The sequence below is a fragment of the Niabella aurantiaca DSM 17617 genome, from assembly GCF_000374125.1.
GTDB classification, from domain to species: domain Bacteria; phylum Bacteroidota; class Bacteroidia; order Chitinophagales; family Chitinophagaceae; genus Niabella; species Niabella aurantiaca.
The window spans coordinates 256410-280174 of the sequence record NZ_KB893644.1; the positions used below are offsets into that span (position 1 = coordinate 256410).

General features: G+C 49.0%; 25 protein-coding genes. 17 read left to right on the forward strand and 8 right to left on the reverse strand.

From position 1 onward, the window contains the following. Positions 1-17 precede the first annotated feature (17 nt). The 11 genes from B160_RS0120490 (at position 18) to B160_RS0120545 (ending at position 12271) form a co-directional block, all read left to right on the forward strand. Positions 18-755 (forward strand): MlaE family ABC transporter permease, encoded by a 738-nt coding sequence (locus B160_RS0120490; protein WP_026309908.1) that lies wholly within the window; start codon positions 18-20, stop codon positions 753-755. Between the two features lie 18 nt (positions 756-773). Next, complete coding sequence (locus B160_RS0120495) at positions 774-1667, forward strand: ABC transporter ATP-binding protein (RefSeq protein WP_018629809.1); 894 nt, start codon at positions 774-776, stop codon at positions 1665-1667. Positions 1668-1730: 63 nt separating this feature from the next. Further along, positions 1731-2606, forward strand: coding sequence for a succinate--CoA ligase subunit alpha (gene sucD, locus B160_RS0120500; RefSeq protein WP_018629810.1), 876 nt, complete (start codon positions 1731-1733; stop codon positions 2604-2606). Between the two features lie 232 nt (positions 2607-2838). Further along, positions 2839-3225 (forward strand): response regulator, encoded by a 387-nt coding sequence (locus tag B160_RS0120505; protein ID WP_018629811.1) that lies wholly within the window; start codon positions 2839-2841, stop codon positions 3223-3225. A 151-nt stretch (positions 3226-3376) separates the two neighbouring features. Further along, entirely contained in the window at positions 3377-6292 is a 2916-nt protein-coding gene (locus tag B160_RS0120510; protein WP_018629812.1) for an FAD-binding and (Fe-S)-binding domain-containing protein, read from the forward strand. Positions 6293-6468: 176 nt separating this feature from the next. Next, positions 6469-7257: a prolipoprotein diacylglyceryl transferase gene (locus B160_RS0120515; RefSeq protein WP_040680227.1), complete on the forward strand. Its 789-nt coding sequence runs from the start codon at positions 6469-6471 to the stop codon at positions 7255-7257. Next, positions 7229-8632, forward strand: a complete 1404-nt coding sequence (locus B160_RS0120520; protein WP_018629814.1) for a radical SAM protein — start codon at positions 7229-7231, stop codon at positions 8630-8632. Before B160_RS0120515 ends, B160_RS0120520 begins: the two co-directional genes overlap by 29 nt. Positions 8633-8720: 88 nt before the next feature. Next, on the forward strand, positions 8721-8909 hold the full coding sequence (locus B160_RS0120525) for a hypothetical protein (protein ID WP_018629815.1): 189 nt from the start codon (positions 8721-8723) through the stop codon (positions 8907-8909). Between the two features lie 27 nt (positions 8910-8936). After that, positions 8937-9137: a hypothetical protein gene (locus tag B160_RS0120530; protein WP_157558152.1), complete on the forward strand. Its 201-nt coding sequence runs from the start codon at positions 8937-8939 to the stop codon at positions 9135-9137. A gap of 154 nt (positions 9138-9291) precedes the next feature. Then, positions 9292-10650 carry a sulfatase-like hydrolase/transferase gene (locus B160_RS29790; protein ID WP_157558153.1) on the forward strand — a complete coding sequence of 453 codons (1359 nt, stop codon included), beginning with the start codon at positions 9292-9294 and terminating at the stop codon, positions 10648-10650. 13 nt (positions 10651-10663) lie between these two features. Continuing rightward, positions 10664-12271: a sulfatase family protein gene (locus tag B160_RS0120545; RefSeq protein ID WP_018629819.1), complete on the forward strand. Its 1608-nt coding sequence runs from the start codon at positions 10664-10666 to the stop codon at positions 12269-12271. Between the two features lie 39 nt (positions 12272-12310). On the opposite strand, the gene B160_RS0120550 is transcribed toward B160_RS0120545, so the two are convergent. Together B160_RS0120550 and B160_RS0120555 are read right to left on the reverse strand one after the other, a co-directional pair. Then, positions 12311-13216: a ribonuclease Z gene (locus tag B160_RS0120550; RefSeq protein ID WP_018629820.1), complete on the reverse strand. Its 906-nt coding sequence runs from the start codon at positions 13214-13216 to the stop codon at positions 12311-12313. A gap of 29 nt (positions 13217-13245) precedes the next feature. Then, entirely contained in the window at positions 13246-13650 is a 405-nt protein-coding gene (locus tag B160_RS0120555) for an STAS domain-containing protein (protein WP_018629821.1), read from the reverse strand. 93 nt (positions 13651-13743) lie between these two features. Here B160_RS0120555 and B160_RS0120560 point away from each other — a divergent pair, with 93 nt between their 5' ends. Beyond that, on the forward strand, positions 13744-16272 hold the full coding sequence (locus B160_RS0120560; protein WP_018629822.1) for an ATP-dependent Clp protease ATP-binding subunit: 2529 nt from the start codon (positions 13744-13746) through the stop codon (positions 16270-16272). Between the two features lie 18 nt (positions 16273-16290). Next, entirely contained in the window at positions 16291-16446 is a 156-nt protein-coding gene (locus tag B160_RS32015) for a hypothetical protein (protein ID WP_018629823.1), read from the forward strand. 299 nt (positions 16447-16745) lie between these two features. On the opposite strand, the gene B160_RS0120570 is transcribed toward B160_RS32015, so the two are convergent. Both B160_RS0120570 and B160_RS0120575 read right to left on the reverse strand, forming a co-directional pair. Further along, positions 16746-17510 (reverse strand): oxygenase MpaB family protein, encoded by a 765-nt coding sequence (locus tag B160_RS0120570; RefSeq protein WP_018629824.1) that lies wholly within the window; start codon positions 17508-17510, stop codon positions 16746-16748. 87 nt (positions 17511-17597) lie between these two features. Then, entirely contained in the window at positions 17598-17915 is a 318-nt protein-coding gene (locus B160_RS0120575; protein ID WP_018629825.1) for a DUF3817 domain-containing protein, read from the reverse strand. Positions 17916-18018: 103 nt separating this feature from the next. Between B160_RS0120575 and B160_RS0120580 the strand changes: the two genes are divergently transcribed. The 4 genes from B160_RS0120580 to B160_RS0120595 all read left to right on the forward strand — a co-directional run bounded on the left by B160_RS0120580 (position 18019) and on the right by B160_RS0120595 (position 19895). After that, positions 18019-18315 (forward strand): chorismate mutase, encoded by a 297-nt coding sequence (locus B160_RS0120580; protein ID WP_026309909.1) that lies wholly within the window; start codon positions 18019-18021, stop codon positions 18313-18315. A 26-nt stretch (positions 18316-18341) separates the two neighbouring features. After that, on the forward strand, positions 18342-18842 hold the full coding sequence (locus tag B160_RS30820) for a GNAT family N-acetyltransferase (protein WP_245562252.1): 501 nt from the start codon (positions 18342-18344) through the stop codon (positions 18840-18842). Between the two features lie 194 nt (positions 18843-19036). Further along, entirely contained in the window at positions 19037-19411 is a 375-nt protein-coding gene (locus B160_RS0120590) for a VOC family protein (RefSeq protein WP_018629828.1), read from the forward strand. A gap of 10 nt (positions 19412-19421) precedes the next feature. Further along, complete coding sequence (locus tag B160_RS0120595) at positions 19422-19895, forward strand: OsmC family protein (protein ID WP_018629829.1); 474 nt, start codon at positions 19422-19424, stop codon at positions 19893-19895. 443 nt (positions 19896-20338) lie between these two features. On the opposite strand, the gene B160_RS0120605 is transcribed toward B160_RS0120595, so the two are convergent. The 4 genes from B160_RS0120605 to B160_RS30830 all read right to left on the reverse strand — a co-directional run bounded on the left by B160_RS0120605 (position 20339) and on the right by B160_RS30830 (position 23482). Beyond that, positions 20339-21712, reverse strand: coding sequence for a DUF4153 domain-containing protein (locus tag B160_RS0120605; protein ID WP_018629830.1), 1374 nt, complete (start codon positions 21710-21712; stop codon positions 20339-20341). Positions 21713-21761: 49 nt separating this feature from the next. Then, positions 21762-22049 (reverse strand): winged helix-turn-helix domain-containing protein, encoded by a 288-nt coding sequence (locus B160_RS0120610; protein WP_018629831.1) that lies wholly within the window; start codon positions 22047-22049, stop codon positions 21762-21764. A 23-nt stretch (positions 22050-22072) separates the two neighbouring features. Then, complete coding sequence (locus B160_RS0120615) at positions 22073-22684, reverse strand: hypothetical protein (protein ID WP_018629832.1); 612 nt, start codon at positions 22682-22684, stop codon at positions 22073-22075. 498 nt (positions 22685-23182) lie between these two features. Continuing rightward, positions 23183-23482, reverse strand: a complete 300-nt coding sequence (locus B160_RS30830) for a hypothetical protein (protein WP_026309910.1) — start codon at positions 23480-23482, stop codon at positions 23183-23185. Positions 23483-23765 lie beyond the last annotated feature (283 nt).

Consider the following 23765-nt stretch of genomic DNA (forward strand, 5'->3'; position numbering starts at 1 on the left):
TTTATAAAAACGATCCTTTGAGAATATTAAGAGAATTTGGACAGTTTATTAAAATGGCGGGTGGCATGTTCCACAAACCGGAAAACCCAAAGATGTACTGGAAACAGTTCATGCTCCAGTGCAATGATATCGGGATCGGGTCTTTGGGCATTATTTGCATCATCTCGGTTTTCATTGGTGCAGTATCCACCCTGCAAACCGCATACCAGCTGGTATCGCCGATCATTCCGAAGTCAACCATTGCCCAGATCGTAAGGGATACCGTGATCCTTGAGTTTGCGCCTACGCTGAGTTGCATTGTGCTTTGCGGTGTGGTAGGGAGCAAGATCGCCAGCGAGCTGGGAAATATGCGGGTAAGCGAGCAGATCGACGCGCTGGAAATAATGGGGATCAATACAAAAGGATACCTCGTGCTGCCCAAGATCCTGGCGGGCCTGGTAACCATTCCGCTCCTGATCATGCTGGCCATGGTCCTGGGCATTTGGGGCGGGCGTCTTGCAGGTACGGCCGCAGGCATCATTGATCCCACCATTTTCGATACCGGGCTGGCCATGCAGTTCAAGGCCTATAATGTGTACTTCGCCCTGATCAAGTCTGTTGTTTTTTCCTTTATCATTACCGCCGTTCCTGCATTTTACGGGTACAATGTAAAAGGCGGAGCATTGGAGATCGGGCATAGCAGCACCCGGGCCGTAGTCGTTTCCTGTGTGCTGTTATTATTGGCCGACTATATCCTGTCCGCTTTACTTTTGTGAAACAGTAACCTCAAACGCATGATTGAAATAAAGAACCTGAAGAAAAGTTTTGAAGATAAGGCGGTGCTGAAAGGGGTGGACGTTGTTTTTGATGACGGCAAATGTAACCTGATCATCGGCAGCAGCGGCAGTGGTAAGACCGTGCTGATGAAATGTATGGTAGGGCTGATAAAACCCACATCCGGAAATGTATTGTATGATGGCGAGGATTTTATCAACCTGAATGAAAAGGAGCAAAAAGCCATCCGTGAAAAATTGGGAATGCTGTTCCAGGGGGGAGCGTTGTTCGACAGCCAGACTGTGGAGCAGAATGTTATGTTTCCCCTGGATATGTTTACCACTGATAAATATGCGAAAAAGAAAGAGCGGGTAAAGCAGGTGCTGGACCGCGTTCAGCTGAAGGAGGAGGCGTACCGGAAATTTCCGTCCGAGATCAGCGGGGGTATGCAAAAACGAGTAGCTCTCGCACGGGCCATTGTATTAAATCCCAAATACCTGTTTTGCGATGAGCCCAACTCCGGACTGGATCCTCAAACCTCGCTGGTAATCGATAAACTGATACAGGAGATCACAAAGGAATACGATATTACCACCATCATCAATACCCATGATATGAACAGCGTAATGGAGATCGGTGATCACATTACGTATATGCACCAGGGCGAAAAGGAATGGGAGGGAAACAATAAAGAGATCATCCTGAGCGAAAATCAGAAATTGAACGATTTTATTTTTGCGTCGGAATTCCTGAAAGATGCCAAACGCATGCGTACCATACAGGAAACCGGTGAGATCCCGAAGGATATGCCCACGGGTGTAAAGGATGCGATCGAAGAAAAACTGAACCTGGACCTGGATGGCGACGGGCACATCGGACAGCCACCGGGGAACGATCCGCCCTCAAAAGAATAACAGGGGGTAAAGGGCAAACCCTTAATTTTGCACTTGCTTTTTTAAATAATAATAATATAAGATATGGCAGTACTGGTTAATAAGGATTCAAAGATATTGGTTCAGGGCTTTACAGGTACAGAAGGCACCTTCCATGCCACGCAAATGATCGAATATGGTACCAATGTAGTAGGAGGCGTTACCCCGGGAAAAGGAGGTGCCACACACCTGGAGCGCCCTGTATTCAATACCGTTGCGGATTGTGTAAAACAGACCGGTGCCAACGTGAGCATCATTTTTGTTCCTCCTGCTTTTGCGGCAGACGCTATTATGGAGGCCGCAGACGCCGGTATTGAGCTGGTGGTGTGCATTACAGAAGGCATTCCCGTACAGGATATGGTAGCCGTAAAAAATTTCCTGCAGGGCACAAATACCCGGTTAATTGGCCCCAACTGCCCGGGCGTCATCACTGCAGACGCATGCAAAGTAGGCATTATGCCCGGTTTTGTGTTTAAAAAAGGACGTGTAGGCATCGTTTCCAAATCCGGAACATTGACCTACGAGGCCGCGGATCAGGTGGCAAAGGCAGGACTGGGCATCAGTACTGCTATCGGCATCGGTGGAGACCCCATCATCGGGACCACCACAAAAGAAGCCGTGGAACTGTTTATGCAGGATGATGAAACCGATGCCATTGTAATGATCGGGGAGATCGGCGGTGGTATGGAAGCGGAAGCGGCCCGGTGGATCAAAGAGCAGGGCAATAAAAAACCGGTTGTCGGATTCATCGCAGGTCAGACAGCTCCTCCCGGGCGCAGAATGGGACATGCCGGAGCGATCGTGGGCGGAGCGGATGATACGGCGGAAGCAAAAATGAAGATCATGAGCGAGTGTGGTATTTCAGTAGTAAGCAGTCCGGCGGACATTGGCAAAACAATGGCGGAAATAATCGGAAAATAACAGAAATAAACTCTTTTTAAAAAAGCTCCGGGTCACCGGGGCTTTTTTATTTGGATAATTTGAAAAAAAATGTCATAAATTTGGCTGCCCCCTGATACCGGATAATTGCTTTGACCGCAGCTGAATAGTGAGGATATTCCTGTATTGTTGAGCAACAACCGTATGATTGCTATTTTATTTGAACACCAAAATAAGAAAATGGTGTAAACAGATCAAATAATTCCACTTGTATATGTCTGAAGGCAGAGAGATATTTATTGTAGATGACGATCCGATTCATCGGCTCCTGATGGACAAATTGTTTGCCAAACAACCCAAAGCCTGTAGGCTGCATTTTTTTGAGAATGGTCAGAAAGCATTGGATGTGCTCAAAGATCCCGGTGCGCAGCAACGGCCGGAGCTGATATTACTGGATATAGAAATGCCGGTGATGAACGGCTGGCAGTTTATGGACGCATTCAGTACGTTGGACCCGGCATTGACCGGGATGATCACCATCTATATGGTGTCCTCTTCTTTTTCGGATGAGGACCAGGAACGCGTGAAGCAGTATCCGCTCATAAAGGGATACATCGTAAAGCCCATCCGTATCGAAAAGATCATCGAGCTGCTTGAATGATTCCCTTTATCGTGTGCGTAAACGGTATTGCAGGAATGGACCGGCAATCGGATTGCCGCTGATCATGTTTAACAGGAAACTCCTGTTATTATGCGATCTTGCCGTTGTTTTTGCAGAGATCAGTTATCTTTAGCTCATAGAACAAAGGATCATGGATTTTAAGCAATTGAAAGCGGTCTTGTCCGGAGAGCTGTTTTATGATGACAGCAGCCTGCATCAGGCACAGAAAATGATCTACGCAACGGACGCGTCGGTTTATCAGGAACAGCCGCTGGCAGTAGCCCTGCCCAGGAACAAGGAAGACGTAAAAGCGTTGATCCGCTTTGCAAACCAAAACAACCTGTCACTGATCCCGCGTGCGGCGGGCACTTCACTGGCCGGCCAGGTGGTAGGCAACGGCATCGTGGTGGATATTTCGAAATACTTTAAGCGGATCATTGAGGTCAATGCGGAAGAAAGATGGGTGCGGCTGGAGCCGGGGATCATCCGGGATGACCTGAACGCCTTTTTAAAACCTTATGGCCTGCTGTTTGCCCCGGAAACCTCCACGGCCAGCAGGGCCATGATCGGTGGAATGATCGGGAACAATTCCTGCGGATTGCATTCGATCGTGTGGGGCGATACACGTCAGCATTTGCTGGAGGCGACCGTTCTTTTGAGCAATGGCGAAGAGGTGGTGCTCCGGCATTGTACCGCTGCAGATAACAAAGAAAAGACGGCGGCGGATACGCTGGAAGGTCGAATTTACCGGGAGCTTTCGGCGTTGCTGGATGATCGGGCAAATGCATCGGTAATCCGGGAAAACTATCCCAAAAGATCCCTTAAGCGGCGCAATACCGGCTATGCACTGGATGTGCTGCAGGATCAGAGGGAAGCGGGGAACTATAATCTGTGCCACCTGATCGCCGGATCGGAAGGCACGCTGGCCTTTGTAACAGAAGCCCGGCTCAACCTGCTTCCATTGCCGCCGGCAAAGGACGCTCTTGTCTGCATTCATTGTGCTTCACTGGCAGAAGCGCTTCATGCCAACAACATCGTGCTCCGGCACGGCCCCATGGCCTCTGAACTGGTGGATAAGTATATCATGGACTTTACCAAAGGACATCCGGTTTACCAACGGAACCGTTTTTTTATTGAAGGCGCGCCCGAAGCATTGCTGATGGTAGAATTTATGGAGGATGATGAGGATGCCCTGGATGAAAAGACAGCTGCGCTGATCGAAGACCTCAAAAAGAACGGCCTGGGGTATGCTTACCCGGTGGTCAAAGGCCCGCAAACAAAGTTGGTATGGGACATCCGGAAGGCCGGGCTGGGATTGATCCGCAACATGCCGGGAGATGAGCAGCCGGTTAATCTGATTGAAGACTGTGCGGTTTCGCCGGAAGACCTGCCCGCTTATATTGAGGAACTGCAGCAGTTGCTCAGCAGTTATGGTCTTGCGGCATCCTACTATGCGCATGCCGGCGCCGGGGAGCTGCATGTTGAACCCATGATCAACCTGAAGACAGAAGCGGGAAAGGAGACCTTTCGCCGCCTGCTGGAAGATACGGTCAAGCTGGTAAAAAAATACAATGGCTCTTTAAGCGGCGAACATGGAGACGGGAGGTTGCGGGGCGAATTTATCGCCAGCGCCATGGGTGAGGAAGTGTACCAGCTGTTACAACAGGTAAAGAATATTTTTGATCCCGGAAATATTTTTAACGCGCGCAAGATCGTCGATACTCCCAAAATGAACGAGCAGCTGCGCTATGATCCGGCAAAAAAGCAAAAGCCGGTAAACACGGTATTTGATTATACGCGGCAGGAAAATATCCTGCGGCTCACGGAAAAATGTTCCGGATCTGGCGATTGCCGGAAGTCGCACGTTACCGGCGGCACCATGTGCCCTTCCTATATGGCCACCTTACAGGAAAAAGATACCACAAGGGCCCGTGCAAATATCCTGCGCCAGTTTTTGACCGACCCGGGTAAACAGAATCCTTTTGACCATCCGGAGATCAAAGAGGTCATGGACCTTTGCCTGAGCTGTAAGGCCTGCAAATCAGAGTGTCCTTCCAGCGTGGATATTGCCAAGCTGAAAGCGGAGTTCCTGCAGCATTACTATGACGCCAATGGAGTTCCTTTTCGTGCTAAGCTGATCGCGGGCTTTACAAAGTCGCAGCAGCTGGGCATAAAAATGCCCCTCCTGTATAATGCGGTAACGGGTAACCGGTTTATTTCCGGGATCATAAAAAAGATCGCCGGATTTGCGCCGGATCGTTCGTTGCCGGCAGTGGGGAGAACGACCCTGCGCTCCTGGTTTGAAAAGTATAGAAAAACAGCTTCGCAGCAGTACGGCCGGAATGTATATTTGTTTTGTGATGAGTTTACCAACTATAACGATGTGGAGATCGGTAAAACCACCATAAAACTGTTGAACGCCCTGGGCTATGGGGTGGAGATCCCGGAGCACCGGGAAAGCGGCCGTACATACCTTTCCAAGGGATTGGTGCGGAAGGCGCAGGAGATCATTGTATCCAATGTAAGGACACTCTCCCAAAAGGTGACGGCGGGTCAGCCGCTGATCGGCATTGAGCCCAGCGCCCTGCTTACCTTCCGGGATGAAGCGCTGGATCTTGTTCCGCCGGATCTCCGGGAGGCGGCCGGGTTGCTATCCGGCCGAAGTTTTCTGATCGAAGAGTTTCTGGCAAATGAATATGAAGCAGGATATATCGATGCCGCGCACTTTACAGATGCAAAACGGGTAGTGAAACTGCACGGTCACTGTTACCAGAAATCTTTTGGGATCATGCCTTCGGTGCAGAAAGTACTGGGCATCCCTTCAAATTACTATGTGGAACTCATTCCCTCGGGGTGCTGCGGTATGGCCGGATCTTTTGGCTATGAAAAGGAACACTATGCCGTTTCCATGAAAGTAGGAGAGCTGGTTTTGTTGCCGGCGGTCCGTTCTGCCGCTGCAGATACCATTATTGCGGCATCGGGCACCAGCTGCCGCCACCAGATAAAAGATGGTGCAAAGCGTTACAGCCTGCACCCGGTGGAAGTATTGTGGGAGGCGCTGAAATGACAGATTGTTTTAAGAGCGCAGGCCATCAATAATGCCCTGCTGTTGTCGGGTGGCAGGGCGACTCTTTGCCGTTCGTGCAGGTCTCCCCGGTCCCCATGTACCCCGGGTTGGCCGCCTGTTATTGCTGCATCCCCCCGGCGCCACACCAACAAAGGAAAAATCCTATCTTGCTGCAGATGATTACCGCTTTGGAATTTCCGGTTTACCTGCACTTTGGAACACACAGGATCCTGTTACATATGGTAACGGAGATCGCCAGCTTTTTTATTGCCTTCCGGTTCTTTTTATATTTAAAGAGGAAACAGGGCGACACCATTTCAGGGATGAACCGGTTGTACATCTTGCTCGGCGCTACCCTTGGCGCATTGCTGGGCTCCCGGCTCCTCGGCGGGCTGGAAGATCCTATAGCGCTGCAACGGAGCGCCTCCCGGCTACACTATTTTTATCTCAACAAAACCGTTGTGGGCGGCTTCCTGGGCGGACTGGCCGGAGTGGAAGTGATCAAGAAGATCATCGGGGAACGGCAAAGCAGCGGTGACCTATATACCTATCCGATGATCTTAGGGCTGATCATTGGCCGTATCGGTTGCTTCAGCATGGGTGTGCATGAAGAGACCTATGGACTGCCTACTTCTCTTTTTACGGGGATGGACCTGGGCGACGGCTTGGAGCGGCACCCGGTAGCGCTGTATGAAATTGTTTTTCTCGGATGCCTGGCCCTTGGAATCCGGCACATCTCCCGGCGGTTTGCGCTGGGCAGCGGAGCCCTGTTTAAGTTGTTCATGATCGGGTATCTTCTGTTCCGGTTCCTGCTCGATTTTATCAAGCCCCATTATACCTGGGCGGTTGGATTGTCTTCTATTCAAATTGCTTGTTTACTGGGATTATTATATTATTTTAGATATATCATTCATCCTAAAAGATTATTGATCCATCATGCCGGTTCGCCCCTACACATACTATGATTTCACCGTCAGCCTTTGCAGCACCTGCCTGAAAAGAGTGGATGCCAAAATTGTTTTTGAAGATAGCAGGGTATACATGCTCAAGAATTGCGCGGAGCATGGATTCGAAAAAGTATTGATCGCAACAGATGTGAACTATTACAAAAATATCCGTAATTACAATAAGCCTTCGGAAACGCCGCTGCAGTTCAACACCAAAACGCATTATGGTTGTCCTTATGATTGTGGCCTGTGTGAAGACCACGAGCAGCACAGTTGCCTGACGGTAGTAGAAATCACAGATCGTTGTAATCTTACCTGCCCGACCTGTTATGCCATGAGCAGCCCGCATTATGGCCGGCACCGTACGGTTGAAGAAGTAGAGCGTATGCTGGACATTATTGTTGCCAATGAGGGGGAGCCGGATGTGGTACAGATCAGCGGTGGGGAGCCCACGCTTCATCCCGGTTTTTTTGAGATCCTGGATATTGCTAAGACCAAACCGATTAAGCATTTAATGGTAAACACCAATGGCATCCGGATTGCGAAGGATAAGACATTTGCAGAAAAGCTGGCCACCTATATGCCCGATTTTGAGATCTACCTGCAGTTTGACTCGTTCAAACCGGAAGCGCTGGTTAACCTGCGGGGAAAGGACCTGCTGGAGGTGAGGATGAAAGCACTGGAGCATTTAAACGAACTCAACCTGTCTACCACCCTGGTGGTAACCCTGCAACAAGGCGTGAATGATGATGAGGTTGGCGCGATCATCGGCTATGCGCTGAAGCAGCCCTGCGTAAGGGGGGTGACCTTTCAGCCGGTTCAGGTAGCCGGCCGGACGGAAAACTTTGATCCGGCCGTGAACCGCATTACCATGACCGGGGTACGCCAGAAGATCCTGGATCAGACCAATGTTTTCAATGCGAACGACCTGATCCCCGTACCCTGCAATCCGGATGCTTTGGTGATGGGCTACGCGCTGAAGCTGAACAATCAGGTATTTCCCCTTACCCGGTATATTGACCCCGTGCAGCTTTTAGATAATACACGCAACACCATCGTGTACGAGCAGGATGATGCATTAAAAGCGCAGATGATCGATATCTTCAGCACGGGGATCTCCGTTGATCGTGTTGAAGAGAACATGAAGCAGCTGCTGTGCTGCCTGCCACAGATACAGGCGCCGGGCCTTACGTATAACAACCTGTTCCGGATCATCATTATGCGGTTTATGGATGCGTATGACTTTGATGTGCGCGCCATCAAGAAAAGCTGTGTGCATATTGTACATAAGGATGGCCGTCTGATTCCGTTTGAGACCATGAATCTGTTTTACCGGGATGAGAAGGAAGCCTATGTGCAGCAATTGCAGAAAAAGACTGAAACAACAATTTGATCCACAGAAGGGCGGAAAGCCCGTCGCGCCGGGCCGGTATATTGGCTGCGATCCGGGAAATTAAACGGCTTCAATTAAAAAGAATGTCATGGAAGAACTGGGGTTATTTTTGCTGATCGGCGGCCCGATTGTAGGGTTGATCATGATACTTGTAGGGATCATCCGGCTTTTTGGAACGGGTGAGCGTGCTATTCGGGGACGCAAAACGGTCCTGATCGGGTTTATTGTTCTTGTTTCGTCGGCGCTCATCGGTTTTTCGATCTGCAGCGGGCTTTAAATACCGGCACCGTATATAATGAACAACATGCGATGGATCAGCCAGGCAGGCCCTTCGCTCGTTATCTGCGGACTGGTTGTGGGCGTTTTATTATTGCTGACCGGAGGTCTGATTGAATTGCTGGCAAAAGGCAAATTAAAAAGAACCGGTCATAAGATCGGCTTATGGGGTGTGATTCTTATGGCGATCTCTTTTTTGATCGGATGCTCCATTTGCTCCCTCAGCTAAACGGGCCGGCCGGAAAAAAAATACTGCTTGCAAAGCGGCGGCCCTTGGTCAGCAACAGGAGGAGCGCTGGCCGGTTTCTCCGGATCAAGACCAGAATAAATCCTAATTTAGAATAAAATCCCGGTTGAAGGCAACCGGAACCGGATCAAATAGTATGACAATAAAGAATTTCCTGTTATGTGCAGGGTGCAGTTTGCTTATGAGCGCGGCGTGGGGTCAATCAACGAAACAGCGCCCCAATGTGATCCTCATTTACGCAGACGACCAGGGCTGGGCAGACCTCCATTCCTATGGATCAAAGGATCTGTATACGCCGGTCCTGGACAGCCTGGGTGCCAGTGGTGTACGGTTCACGCAGTTCTACGCAGCCTCTCCCATCTGCTCTCCGTCAAGAGCGTCCATGCTGACCGGACGGTACCCGCAGCGGGCAGGATTGCCCGAAATGGCCTCCTCGCTGAAGGGGGTTGAAGGCATGCCGGGTACGCAATATACGCTGGGTGAACTGTTCCGCGATGCGGGTTACCAGACCGCCCATATTGGCAAATGGCATGTAGGCTATACCCCTGAAACCATGCCCAATGCACAGGGCTTTGATTATTCGTTCGGTTTTATGGGAGGCTGCATTGACAACTATTCTCATTTTTTTTACTGGAACGGGCCAAACCGTCATGATCTGTGGCGCAACGGGAAAGAGATCCATGAGGATGGCGTTTACTTTCCGGACCTGATGGTTCGTGAAGCAGGAGCGTTTATGGAAAAGAACCGGAACAATCCCTTCTTTATCTATTTTGCCATCAACGTACCGCATTACCCCCTGCAGGGCGAAAAGAAATGGCTGGACTATTACAGGGAAAAAGGGTTGGCTTCACCCCGCGATCAATATGCAGCATTTGTTTCTACCATGGATGAAAAGATCGGGTTGCTGCTGAACCGGCTAAAGGCATTGGGGCTGGCAAACAATACCATTGTTATCTTTCAGCCGGACCAGGGGTTTTCTAAAGAAGAACGTGGTTTTGGCGGTGGCGGGTCTGCCGGCATGCTCCGCGGTTCCAAGTTCAGCCTCTTTGAAGGAGGCACCCGGGTTCCGGCGATCATTAGCTGGCCGGGGCAGATCCGGCCCAACCAGGTAAGGAACCAGCTGGCGGCTAATATAGACTGGTTCCCTACGCTGTCGGAGTATTGTAAGATCCCCCTGCCTGACCGCCGGCTCGATGGAAAAAGCCTGGCCGGGATCATCCGGGACAACAGCACCCCTTCGCAGCACGGGGTCTTCTTCTGGAAACAGGGCGGCACAAAGGAAAACCCGCAATGGGCCGTTCGTCGCGGTAATTGGAAATTGCTGCACAATCCTGCACAGGCAAAAAAACAGGAGCTCGATGAAGACGGGTTCTTTCTTGTCAATATTCAAACAGACCCGGCGGAGCAGACCAATCTTTCAAAACAGCACCCCGGGATCGTAAAAGAGTTAAAGGCTCTTTATGCCCAATGGGTAGTTGAAGTGAAGCAGCAATAATAAAAAGTAAAAGATGAAGCGGACAAAAATAACAGGATGGATACTGGTAGTGTTGTTGCCATTGATCGCAACAGCCCAGCAGGGAACCGGTACAAAGCAACGCCCGAACATTGTGTACATTATGAGCGATGACCACGGCTACCAGGCGGTAAGTGCCTACGGGTACGGCCTGAATCATACGCCCAACATCGACCGGCTGGCAAAGGAAGGAGTATTGTTTACCCGGGCAACCGTTACCAATTCACTCTGTGCGCCCAGTCGCGCGGTACTGCTTACCGGTAAGCACAGCTTTATAAACGGAAAGATAGACAACGAGGCGCGGTTTAACTGGGACCAGGATAATTTTGCCAAACAACTTCAAAAGCACGGCTATCAGACCGCGTTGATCGGTAAGATACATATGGACGGTTTACCTCAGGGGTTTGATTATTCTGCCGTATTGATTGACCAGGGCGAATATTATAACCCAAATTTTGTCATCAATGGGAACAAGCAGCGGCTGCAGGGCTATGTGACCGATCTTACAACAGACATGACCCTTGACTGGATCGCAAAGCGGGATACCACCAAACCCTTTTGTGTGCTTTTTCATCAGAAGGCGCCGCATCGCGAATGGCTGCCTGCCTTACGTCATATTGGTGCATATACCCGTATGCACATAAAAGAACCGCCCACGCTGTTTGATGATTATAGAGGACGCGGCACTGCAGCCCGTACAGCCGAGATGAACATCCTTAAGGATATGAACTGGGCGGGCGACAGCAAGATACCACCGGCGATGATGGACGAGCTGGGCCTGAAGCAAACCCTCACCTGGGATAAGGCTGCTTATAACAACAACCTGGGCCGCATGACCCCTGAGGAGCGCAAGGCCTGGGATGCAGTATATGACCCCATTATGGCAGACTTCAAAAAAAGATACCCAAAGATGTCTAAAACGGACCTCATGCGCTGGCGCTATCAGCGGTACATGCAGGATTACCTCGGAACGGTGGCCGCAGTGGATGACGGTGTGGGACGGCTGATGGACTTTTTAAAAACCAATGGGCTGGACAGGAATACGATCGTGATCTATACATCAGACCAGGGATTCTACATGGGTGAGCACGGCTGGTTTGATAAACGGTTTATGTACGAAGAGTCTCTGCGTACCCCGTTGCTGGTCCGGTACCCGGCGGAAATCCCCGGAGGGAAGCGTTCGGATGCGCTGGTACAGAACCTCGATTTTGCGCCTACGCTGCTGGACTATGCAGGAGTACCGGTTCCTGAGGCAATGCAGGGCCGCTCTTTCAGGAAGCTGCTGAATGGCATGGATACTTCCTGGCGGGATGCGATCTATTATACTTACTATGAATACCCGTCCATCCATATGGTGAAACGGCATTACGGCGTTCGTACGGATCGCTATAAGCTGATCCACTTTTATTATGATGTGGACGAATGGGAGCTCTATGATCTTAAAAAGGATCCGCATGAAATGAAAAATGTGTACGATGATCCGGCCTACGCCGGTGTGCAGAGCACGATGCACAAAAGACTGGAACAGCTGCGGAAACAATACGGGGATTCAGATGCGAATGATCAGCGGTTTTTAAAGACGGTACGGAACAAAGGAAAGTGATCTGGTATTTGGCTCTTCGTATTTGGAATTTCCCGTCAGCTAAGGCATCCGGTAGCAAACGCCTTCCAGCGCCAGGTCTGTATTGGGAAATACTTCCCGGGTTTCCTGCTCAAAGGCATCCAGCGCATCATAGCGGCTGCTGAAATGTCCTACCAGTAATTTTTTTACACCGGCTTTCCGCGCGATGAGAGCGGCCTCCCTGGATGTGGAGTGGAATCTTGCCCGGGCCTGCTCAGCGAAGCTTTGCAGGTAAGTAGCTTCATGATAGATCATGTCGGCGTTCCGGATCACGGGGATGAATGATTCGTCGTATTTGGTATCGGCACAAAATGCATAGGTCTTTCCCCTGGGCGCTTCCTGGGTCAGTAGTTCGTTTTTGATCAACTGGCCATCAGGCCCTTCATAATCTTTCCCCTGCTGAAGGCTTTCGAACCAGCTGTAATCGATATCGTATGCTTTCACGGCTTCAGGATCGATGCGCCGGGGTTTCTTTTTTTCTTTAAACACGAAGCCAAAACATTCAATACGGTGATCCGTTTTAAAACAGCTGATCGCGATATCATCCACTGTCATTAAATAGCCCGGCTGCCCGATGGCATGAAAGTGCAGGGGATAGGGCATGCGGGTATCTGCCAGCCGGAATTGCAGCTCCAGCACCTCCTGCAGGGCCGATGGGGCAATCACATGCAGCTCCTGCCGGCGTCCCAGTAAGGCAAAAGAGTTCAACAGTCCAACAAGGCCAAAATAATGATCACCATGCAGGTGTGAAATAAAAATATGCGAGATCCGGCTGCGCCGTATCTTATACCGGATCAGCTGTATCTGGGTGCCCTCGCCGCAATCGATCAGGAATTTACGGTTAGCCATCGTAAGTACCTGGCTGGTAGGGTGCCGGTCAAAAGCAGGAACGGCCGAATTATTGCCCAGTATGGTGACCCCTAACATTCCGTTAAACTTTTTTTAAACTTATTTGTTCATGTAATATCCGTGTCTGGAAATTCGATGTCTTCTGTGTCCAGCAATTCCCGTTCTATTTCTTCCATTTGCACAATATCCCAGGCTTCGCTTTCTGTGGGAGTAATATTCAACAGGTCATCCAGTTCATTTTCTGCCAAAAATGCGTTTACCGTTTTTTGTACATGGCAGGTGACAAAGGAGGCGTTGTTTTCATAAAAGATTTGTTGTATTTGCAGGAGTTTCGCCGCTGCAGCGGCATCCATCTCCTCAACCTCCTGCAAGTCCAGGATCACATTCTTCACGTCCTTTTGTAAAAAAGGGAGCAACGCCGCATCCATTTTATCTGTCATTGTAGCAGAAAGAACAGGCGCATTTGGCGTGATGACGTGAAATTTCTCTTTGGTATCTATTTTGACTTGCATATAGAGTGAATTTGGAATAAATATGCTTAAATTACAAGTAAATTTAGTACCAAATATATTTGTTAATATTGTAAATAAACATTTTATCTAAATATGGATAATAATTTTTCATCCCAGGTAAAAGAGATCATTTCCTATAGCAGGGAAGAAGCCTTGCGCCTGGGAAATGACTTCATCGGCACAGAGCACCTGCTGCTGGGCCTGATCCGGGAGGGGGATAATACCGCTATCCGGATCCTGAAAAGCTTTAACGTGGATATTTTTGAACTGCGGAAGGAAATAGAACTGGCAATAAAAGATAAAACAGGAAAAAATATTGCAAACATTAACAGTCTTCCGTTAACAAAACAAGCAGAAAAAGTGATCCGGGTAACCGTGCTGGAAGCCAAGGCGCTGAAGAGCAACCTGGTGGAAACGGAGCACCTGATGCTTTCTATTTTAAAGAACAAGGAAAACATTGCAACACAAATCTTAAATCAGTTTGATGTGGACTATGATCTGTTTCGCCAGGAATTGGGCATCGTAAAATCGGGAGAACCCCGTGCTGAATTCAGTGAGGAAGGAGAAGATGAGTTTGAAGAAGAAAAAAAATACTCCCAGTCAAGAGCCGGCAGCTCCAAAGCAGCTACCAAAAGTAAAACGCCGGTGCTCGATAATTTTGGACGGGATGTTACCAAGCTTGCGGAAAGCGGGAACCTGGACCCGATCGTTGGACGTGAAAAAGAAATTGAGCGCGTTTCCCAGATCCTGAGCCGCCGTAAAAAGAACAACCCCATTCTTATTGGAGAGCCCGGTGTGGGTAAGACCGCCATCGTAGAAGGGTTGGCATTGCGTATCGTACAGCGTAAGGTGAGCCGTGTACTGTTCGACAAGCGGGTCATCTCCCTGGATCTTGCCTCGCTGGTAGCGGGAACCAAATACCGTGGCCAGTTTGAAGAGCGCATGAAGGCCATTATGAATGAGCTGGAAAAGAACCGGGATGTCATCCTGTTCATTGATGAAATGCATACCATTGTAGGTGCCGGCGGAGCCAGCGGCTCGCTGGATGCCAGCAACATCTTTAAGCCCGCACTGGCCCGTGGTGAGCTTCAGTGCATTGGTGCCTCTACATTGGATGAGTACCGGATGTATATTGAAAAAGATGGTGCGCTGGACCGGCGTTTTCAAAAAGTAATGGTAGATCCTCCCAGTGTAGAGGAAACCATCCAGATACTTAACAATATCAAATCGAAATACGAGGACTTCCACAGCGTTACCTATAGCGACGAGGCGATTGATGCCTGCGTGAAGCTGAGCGACCGCTATATTACCGATCGCCTGCTGCCGGATAAAGCCATCGACGTAATGGACGAGGTGGGCGCCCGGGTGCATTTAAAGAACATCAACGTGCCGCCGAACATCGTAGAACTGGAGAAGAAGATCGAGGATGTAAAGGAAGAAAAAAATAAAGTGGTAAAGAGCCAGAAGTTCGAAGAAGCCGCATCCCTGCGGGATACCGAGAAGAAGCTGGCAGAGGACCTCGAACGCGCGAAGGCAGCATGGGAGGAGGAAAGTAAGCACAAGCGCTACCCGATCGATGAAGAGGCTATTGCCGAAGTGATCAATATCATGACCGGCATACCGGTCCGGAAAATGGTGGAAGCAGAAACGGAGAAGCTGCGCAAGATGTCGGAGGATGTGAGGGGTATGGTGATCGGGCAGGATGAAGCGATCTCAAAAGTGGTAAAAGCCATCCAGCGGAACCGCGTGGGATTGAAAGATCCAAAGAAGCCCATCGGAACCTTTATCTTTCTTGGACCCACCGGGGTAGGTAAAACAGAACTGGCCCGTTCCCTGGCGCGGTACCTGTTCGATTCAGAAGATTCGCTGATCCGGATCGATATGAGCGAATACATGGAAAAATTTACCGTAAGCCGTCTGATCGGTGCACCTCCGGGATATGTGGGCTATGAAGAAGGTGGACAGTTAACCGAAAAAGTACGCCGCAAGCCTTACAGTGTGATCCTGCTGGACGAAATTGAGAAGGCGCACCCGGACATTTACAATATCCTGTTGCAGGTGCTGGATGATGGGGTACTGACCGATGGGCTGGGCCGCAAGGTAGACTTTAAGAATACGATCATCATAATGACCTCTAATATCGGTGCACGCCAGCTGAAGGACTTTGGTGCGGGTGTTGGTTTTGCTACTTCTGCGCGGATGGAAAATGAAGATGAGGAAAACAAAGCCGTGATTGAAAAAGCGCTGAAGCGGACCTTCTCTCCGGAGTTCCTGAACCGGATCGATGATGTGATCATCTTCAACAGCCTGACCAAAGAAAATATCTTCAGCATTATCGATATTTCTATGAAGGGGGTATTGAAACGGGTACAGAACCTGGGCTATGGACTGGAGCTGAGTGAGGAAGCGAAGACCTTCCTGGCCGACAAGGGATATGATCAGCAGTTTGGAGCCCGGCCGCTGCACCGGGCCATCCAGAAATACCTGGAAGATCCGCTGGCAGAAGAGATCCTGAATATGCATGTGAAACCAGGCGATGTGCTGCTGGTAGACTTTGATAAAGAGAAAGAGAAGTTGTTCTTTACTGTGAAGGATCCCAAGGAGAACCCCCAGGAAGCATAAAAAGAATTTTACTACTTAATGATTAATAAAAACACCCTGCAGATGCGGGGTGTCTTTATTGATGGCGATGGTGCTGGCAGAAGCTACCGGTCTTCGGTAAAATTTATAATGAACCGGTATCGAAATGACCGCTATCGCGCAGCCATAAGGTTAAAAACAGGTCTGGCACTATAAAATGTAGCAGGAATAAGCCTTTGGGCCAAAAAGACCTGATCTTTTGATAGCGGACAAGGCGCAGCACGTCGCAAATCATTGTAGCAAGAACTCCCGGTGACCTGCTCTTAGCCGCAGCCCGGAGGGAATCTTTTTGGAGAATGCGTATATTACCGGCGCGACGCGGATCACGGGCGGACCCGGATTATAAGTTGGTAGTAGCTATGTGAGGGCACCGCCCCTGGTGTAGGCCATGGTTTTTGGAGACAAAAATCATTTAAGATGATACACATTGTAATAAAAAGAATGCCGCACTGTTATTACTCATGCGGTCCATCCAGTCTGCGGATCTGATCACGATAACCGGGCGGTAATAACAGGTTTTTCAGGAGTCGGTCTATCTTCATCAACCGGCTTACTTTATATACGGGAACAATGAGGGTTAAAAATGAAAAACCGGTAAAGTGCAGCAATTCTTTTACCCTGTCAGGGACCACCAATTTCTGGCCCTCTACCAATATCCTGAAACGCAGCGCTCCGAGTTGTTTTTTGTATTGCGCAAACAAATCGGTGGTATAATTGCTCTTTTGCAGGTCATTTAGTAAATGCCGGTTTCTGATGGGGAGCCATTCGGTATAGGTGGGAGGCAGTGCCTGCAATCTCATTCCTGTTCCTACTCTGAAAAAGACATTGTATACCTCTTCTTTTTCTTCAGGAGTAAGTTTTTTTTCCAACAGTTCATAGGAAGAAATCGAATAATAGATCAGCATGAATAAAACATCACGGTAGGCCCAGTCTGGTATGGGATAGCCCCTGCTTTGCTCCACTGCCTGGTGTATTTTCTGCATGCGGTTGATGGCTTCCTTCGCCTGGTTAAATGGTGCAAAAACAATCGTTCTGGCATATTGTACTGTGGAAAACAATCGGCCTATCGGGTCGGCAGGTAATTTGCCGGTAAAGTAAAGCCAGTCTACTGCCTTATTGAGCGCAAACTCAGCTGCGGCACCTGCAAAAATAAAAAGCACGGTGTCGCTTTTTCCCCAGATTTTCCGTACAATGGATTGTTTTTCTACAAAAAATTGCATAGCACGCATTACCGTATGCTAAGTTACACTTCCTTCTGCACGCTGCGCTGTTTTGAAGCTCAAATTAAACGGGGGAAGGGCATTTGTTTATGAGACGGTATGGATCTCCGGATATTCCTTCTTTAGCCTGGCATCCAGCACGAAAGTGCCAAAAGGCAACAGCGAAGCAATAAAGGCAACAGTGGCTTTCCCGAAGCTCCATTTTAGTCCTACCCATACTTTTAACAGATAAATGCAGAAAAGCACAAAAAGCACTCCATGCGCCCAACCCACATATTTTACACCTTCGGGGATATCAGCAGCGTATTTCAGCGGCATGGCCACCAGCAGTAAAACAAGATAAGAGATCCCTTCTAAAAAGGCGATCCGCATAAATACCCGTAGGTCCTTAAGAGAACGGTTCATCTGTGGTCGTGGTTTTCCAAGGAGAACAGCGGTACTATTAAAAAGTTTAACAGGTCGCCAATAAATTATGGAGTATCTTTATTTTTACCGTAAAAACAGGAAGATGACCCCTGAACACTGCAGGAATATTGATGAAATAAGAGCCGGTATCGACACGATCGATGAAGAAATAGTCCGCCTGATCAGCCAGCGGGCGCGCTTTGTAAAAGCCGCTGCAAGGTTTAAAAGATCGGAAACCGCTGTTAAGGACGAAAAGCGGGTGGCGGCGGTGATCGGGTCGAAAAGGAAACTGGCTGTTGCCTACGATGTTGCTCCCGGGCTCATTGAAGCCGTTTATCGTACAATGATCGGGCATTTTATTAATGAGGAGCTGGAGCACTGGAAGACACTTGATAGCTGAATGCCATTTTTTCGATGACAAAAAGTTTGGAAATACATTACCGGAAAGGAGCGGCCGGGGATCTGCAGCAGCTGCGGGAGCTGGGTATGGCAGGGTGGCGAAGATTTGAGAAAGCGATGACGGCGGAAAGCTGGCAACGGCTTTCCGGATCGATCGGTAACGAGCAAACCTACCGGGAGCTGCTTTTCATAAGCGAGTGCCTGGTTTACGAAACCGCTGAAGGGCGGATCGTGGGGATGATCTTCCTGGTGCCGCATGGAAACCCGACGGAACTTTATCTTCCCGAATGGTCTTATATCCGCTTTTTAACCGTAGCTCCTGATTTTAGTGGCAGGGGCATTGGCAGAAGACTTACGGAAGATTGTATAGCGCTGGCAAGACATAACGGAGAAACGGTCATCGCACTGCATACATCGGAAATGATGGGCGATGCCCGCCAACTGTATGAGCACCTGGGATTCAACATCGTCCGGGAAATAGGGCAGCGTTTCGGAAAGCGCTATTGGTTGTATAAACTGGAACTATAATGTAACAATACGGTAAATTTTCCGTTATCATATCTGAAGCGATAAACGTGGCAAAGCGGAGAATGCGGGTGTGATCATACACTCCATGCAACGATCTGCCGCCCGGCCTCGTTTTAAAGGAGTATCTTTGGGTGAAGCAATGGTTGCGGAATGGACCCATTGCTTCAGGTCCCTGAACCAACAAATGAAACAGCATGAAAGAGGATATTTTTATAAACCGGATCGTTCCCAATATTTATTCGGATGACCTGGAACAAAGCAAGGCTTTTTATCGCGGGTTCCTGAATATGGATATGATTATGGACCGGGGCTGGGTATTGACTTTTGCTTCCCGGACCAACCCGACAGCACAGATCAACGTGCTGGAAAATCAGAAGAAGGAGGTATTGCACAATGAGCGTATTTTTCTGTCCATCGAGGTGTCGGATGTAAATGGGATGCATAAAAAAGCAAAAGAGCTGAAGCTGGATGTGGTATATCCGATCACCAATGAACCCTGGGGTGTACGGCGTTTCTTTGTAAAAGACCCCAATGGGGCTACGATCAATTTATTGTCGCATAACAGCTGATCGTTTCGGAATGAGCGCACAAAAACATCAATACCACATCAAAACCACCTGGACCGGCAATCAGGGTGAAGGTACGGCGTCTTATCAGGCGTATAGCCGGAACTATACGATACAGGCCAGGGACAAACCGGATTTATACGGGTCTTCCGACCCTGCTTTCCGCGGAGATCGACAACGGTATAACCCCGAGGAGCTGCTGGTCGCCGCTCTTTCTTCCTGTCATATGCTCTGGTACCTGCATCTTTGTGCAGAAGCCGGTATCGTGGTAACGGACTATACCGATGCGGCAAGAGGGCAGATGAAAATGGAGGAGGATGGTGGTGGTTGTTTTGAGCTGGTGGTGCTCTGCCCGGTAGTTACCATTACAGATGCATCCCGGCAAACGGTGGCGCTGGAGCTGCACCAGCGGGCACACGGTCTTTGCTTTATCGCCCGGTCGGTGCATTTTCCGGTATTATATGAGCCACAGGTGATCATACAATAAGCTGCACAATTGCTTAAACGGTTACCTGTTCTTTATTTTTTAAACGATCGCATATGATGAAAGGAATCATTTTTGGACTGTTTCTTGTTGACTATTAAAGGGCTGGTATTCGTTTTCGTTCACCCCGGTAAGCATTCCGGGCGTTCGTAATGTACACCTGGATGATGACAAGATCTGGCTCGTCATCGAGATTCAGGGTTTCTACATGCTGGTCCTGCAGGTCTATTTCATCGTCCGGAGAGAGGTAGGAGGCCAGTGTGGCGAGCCCCAGGGGTGGGAACAGGGCATATTTATAGGACGCCGGAACGGACTTTCGGCTTCTGCCAGCGCCGGCAGGATCATTTTTACATGCATCGGGAATTATTTTTTTAACACCAGTACGGTCAGGATCACGATGGTGGTCAGCAGGGTGATCAGGATGAGCAGATCGTATTTTTTCATGACTATAAGTTTAGAAATTGATAGTATAGGCGTCTGGATAGCAACGGCCGTTTTTTTTCTGTTTCGATCTGTTGCAGGAACGGAGCTTTTTTATCAGGTGTTTCCTGGTTGATCTTTGTATCATATAGTAACCGACGATTATAGGGCAGACTAAGCGCATATTCCGTATCAAAAGTTGTTTGGTACTCCAGGTTATACCGGGTAACGATCCAGCTCCAATTGATCACCACTCCTGTAACCAGTGTTGCATAGCCAACCCAGATCATGCGGGCGATCAGGTAAGTATTGGTCCGCTTGTTTTTAATTTTCAGGGTGGTCAAAAGAAGCCCGGCGGCGCTCAGTAAAAGAAAGAGGTACACACCTAAGCGTTTGAACGTAAGGCCGTATGCGGTAACATACTGGTTGTTCTTCAGCACCACGACAAACACCAGCGCAGCATTCAGCAGGATCCAGGTAAACGCGCTTTTCTTTAACAGCTCCGCTTTTGCGGTAAAGTTCAGCGCGCCCCGGAAAAAAAGCATGATCACAAAAATGGCCATGACGATGGAAAAGATGAGCACGTATACCCGTTCATGCAACTCGCTGCTCAGACTGCTGTCCGTATTTTTACTGCCGAATTGCTCAATGCAATAGGTAACAATAAAAAACAGTACGATGGTGTTCAGTATGATCAGCGAAATTTCGGCGCTTCTGCGATAGAAATCTGTGTCGGTGCTTTGCTGCTCCTGCAGGCGCCGGCGGTATTCCTCTGAAAAGTGATCGTTTAGTTTATTGTTGATCATTGACAACTGTGAAGGAGACCAGTAATGTACAAAACAGAACAGGAGAAAGAACCCCAGGGCCGATAAGAATCCGATCTGCAAAAAGTCGGCATCCCAGTTAATATGAAAAAAGGATCCGAACAGCTCGCTGCCGGAACTGTAAATAATAAGGAAGCCGGCGGCCAGCCCACCGGGAATCAGGACATAATAGATGGCCTTTTTATAAAAATTTGCCGTGAGCAGGTTGTTTACCGGCAGCCAGTTGGTTAGGATGGGCGCCCGGAAGATGAAGCTGGCAAAATTCAGGAAGCCCGCAAAGGGCGTCAGCAGTATGCTCAATGATGGTTGATGGGCCTTGCATACAACAAGAACCAGCGTTGCAAAAACGGCCAGGAACGAAACCGGGTCGCCATACCAGGCGAAGGCGCCCGCGGCAGCGCCCAATGCTGCTGTCAGCCACCAGAATGTTGCGGTATGGTGCTCCTTTGGAGTGGTCAGGAATACCGAAAGCCATAAAAGGAGGGCGAAGAGACTGAAATTAAGCCCCATTTCCTGGCCATAGAACAATGCCACAAAGGCGGCAACACCGGTAAGCAGCACAAGATTTTTTTTCATTTTGTTTATTTTAAAAGTGCTTTGAATTTCAAAGTTAATAGCAAAAAAATTATTTTAGCAACCGTTCCAGTGCGTTGATATGCTGTACGAAAGCTTCTTTTCCGGGTTTGGTTATTTTATAGGAGGTTTTTGTTTTTTTACCTACAAATTCCTTTTTTACCTCGATGTATTTTTTATTTTCCAGTGCGGCAATATGGCTGGCCAGATTGCCGTCTGTAACTCCAAGGTGTTCTTTCATCTCCAGGAAGTCTACCCAGCCATTCACCACCAGCACCGACATAATGCCCAGCCGGACCCGGCTTTCAAAATCTTTATTTAACTTTTCAATAATGCTCATGTCCTTTCTCCGGAAAAACGGTTCTATTTATACTTTTTATACATCAGCAGTCCGTATAAGATATGCAGCATGCCGAATCCCAGCGCCCAGAAAACCAGCCCATAGCCGGGAATAAAGGAAGCGATGACTCCGAGGAACACTTCGCAATAGCCCAGGTACTGGATATCGGAAAAAGTATATTTAGCAGCATTGATCAACGCCAGCCCGTAAAAAAGCAGGGTTGCCGGGGCAACGAGCCCGAACAGCCCGTGATAAAACAGCGCCAGGCAGAACAGCCCGCCCGCGATCAGCGGAACCAGCAGGTGACCCAGCAGCAGCCGGGTGGTGCTGTTCCATATTTTTAACCCATTCTTTTTACTTTTCTGAATGGTGAAAAAGATGCCGGCTCCCACGGCGCAAACCAGGATCGCAATGGCCAGCCAGAAGAGCTTCCACTCGAGTTCATAATTGTATATGTATCTTTCACCGGAAAAATAGTCGATACCGTGTTGCTGAAACAGCCCGTATGCAATGGCTGCGCCCAATAAGGCAATAACACCGGCGGCCACCCCCGATAACCCGTTAAGGGAAATAAACCGCGAAGAGCGCTCCATCATCTGGCGGATATGCTGCAGGTCATCTTTTGGATCGTTCATTTTTAAAGCACTTTGAATTACAAAGTAATTATATCGGTTTTAAACAGCCAAATTTATTTTTGGTTTAAGCTCCGGGTTTCATGCTTTATATTTCAGTTAGCTCTGTCTTATGCCTGATGTCCCTTCTTCATTGACTATTGACGCTGGTTAAAACCGTTTTATACCTGGCGAAGCCGGTCGCTGGTCGTTTCAGCCCCTTAAAGTCATCGGCGTTCACTGATGCTTTAGGCTTTATTTCGATGCCATAGAGTTGTTTTTTCCGGTCTTCCAGCCAAGATCTACTTCTGCGCTGCTGTGCATGCTGAAGTGACAGGCTTGTAATGAAAGGGTATTCCAGCTTAACGGCTTCAGTATTTCGAGGATGACAAAATTTTCAAAAAACAGACAGGCCGTAGTTCTGTTGCGGAGCAGGCTTTCTGCACTTTCTCCCATCAGTGGCGGAGCAGCTCCGTCTCGTTCAGCAGTACCTTTGGTGATTTTACAAACCGCCCCTCAGCATTAGGCGTCCAGGCAGAGAGCTTTACCAGCGGGAATACGTGTTCTAATAAAGCCATATAGCGTTGAAAAGTGGTGTTTTGATGCCGCCAGCCGTGCGATATCCGAAAAATTGATCGCGCTGCCGGCCCTTGTGGCGATCAGGTGCAAAATATTCGGTAATTGTCCCTTAATATTGGAAAGGTCGCGTATATTCTTTTCCAAAACGCCGGTCAGGTAAGACTCAAACCACCGGTCGCGCCGGGCTTCAATAGTTCGCAGGACGGCCTCGGGGTAGCCCCCGGTTTTAATAGCCTGTACCATATCTTCCCACTTTGTTTCGCGGTTCTGGTAACGGCCACCGGGCTGTACCAGGGTTTGTAGAAAACTGGGCTTGCTTTCCAGCGATTGATCAGGATAACAGGTGTGTCTGTTAATGCTTCCGTTACCGCTTCTGTAATATACCGCAAGGTACCATTACATGGGTGGATTTTGACTATTTAGTTTCATTACAACCCTGGGCTTAGCGCAACGGTTTACGAATCAACCAGGAATATCGGCGAACTCCTATCGTTGAGCCTGGCGCAAACATCAGAACCTTATGCCG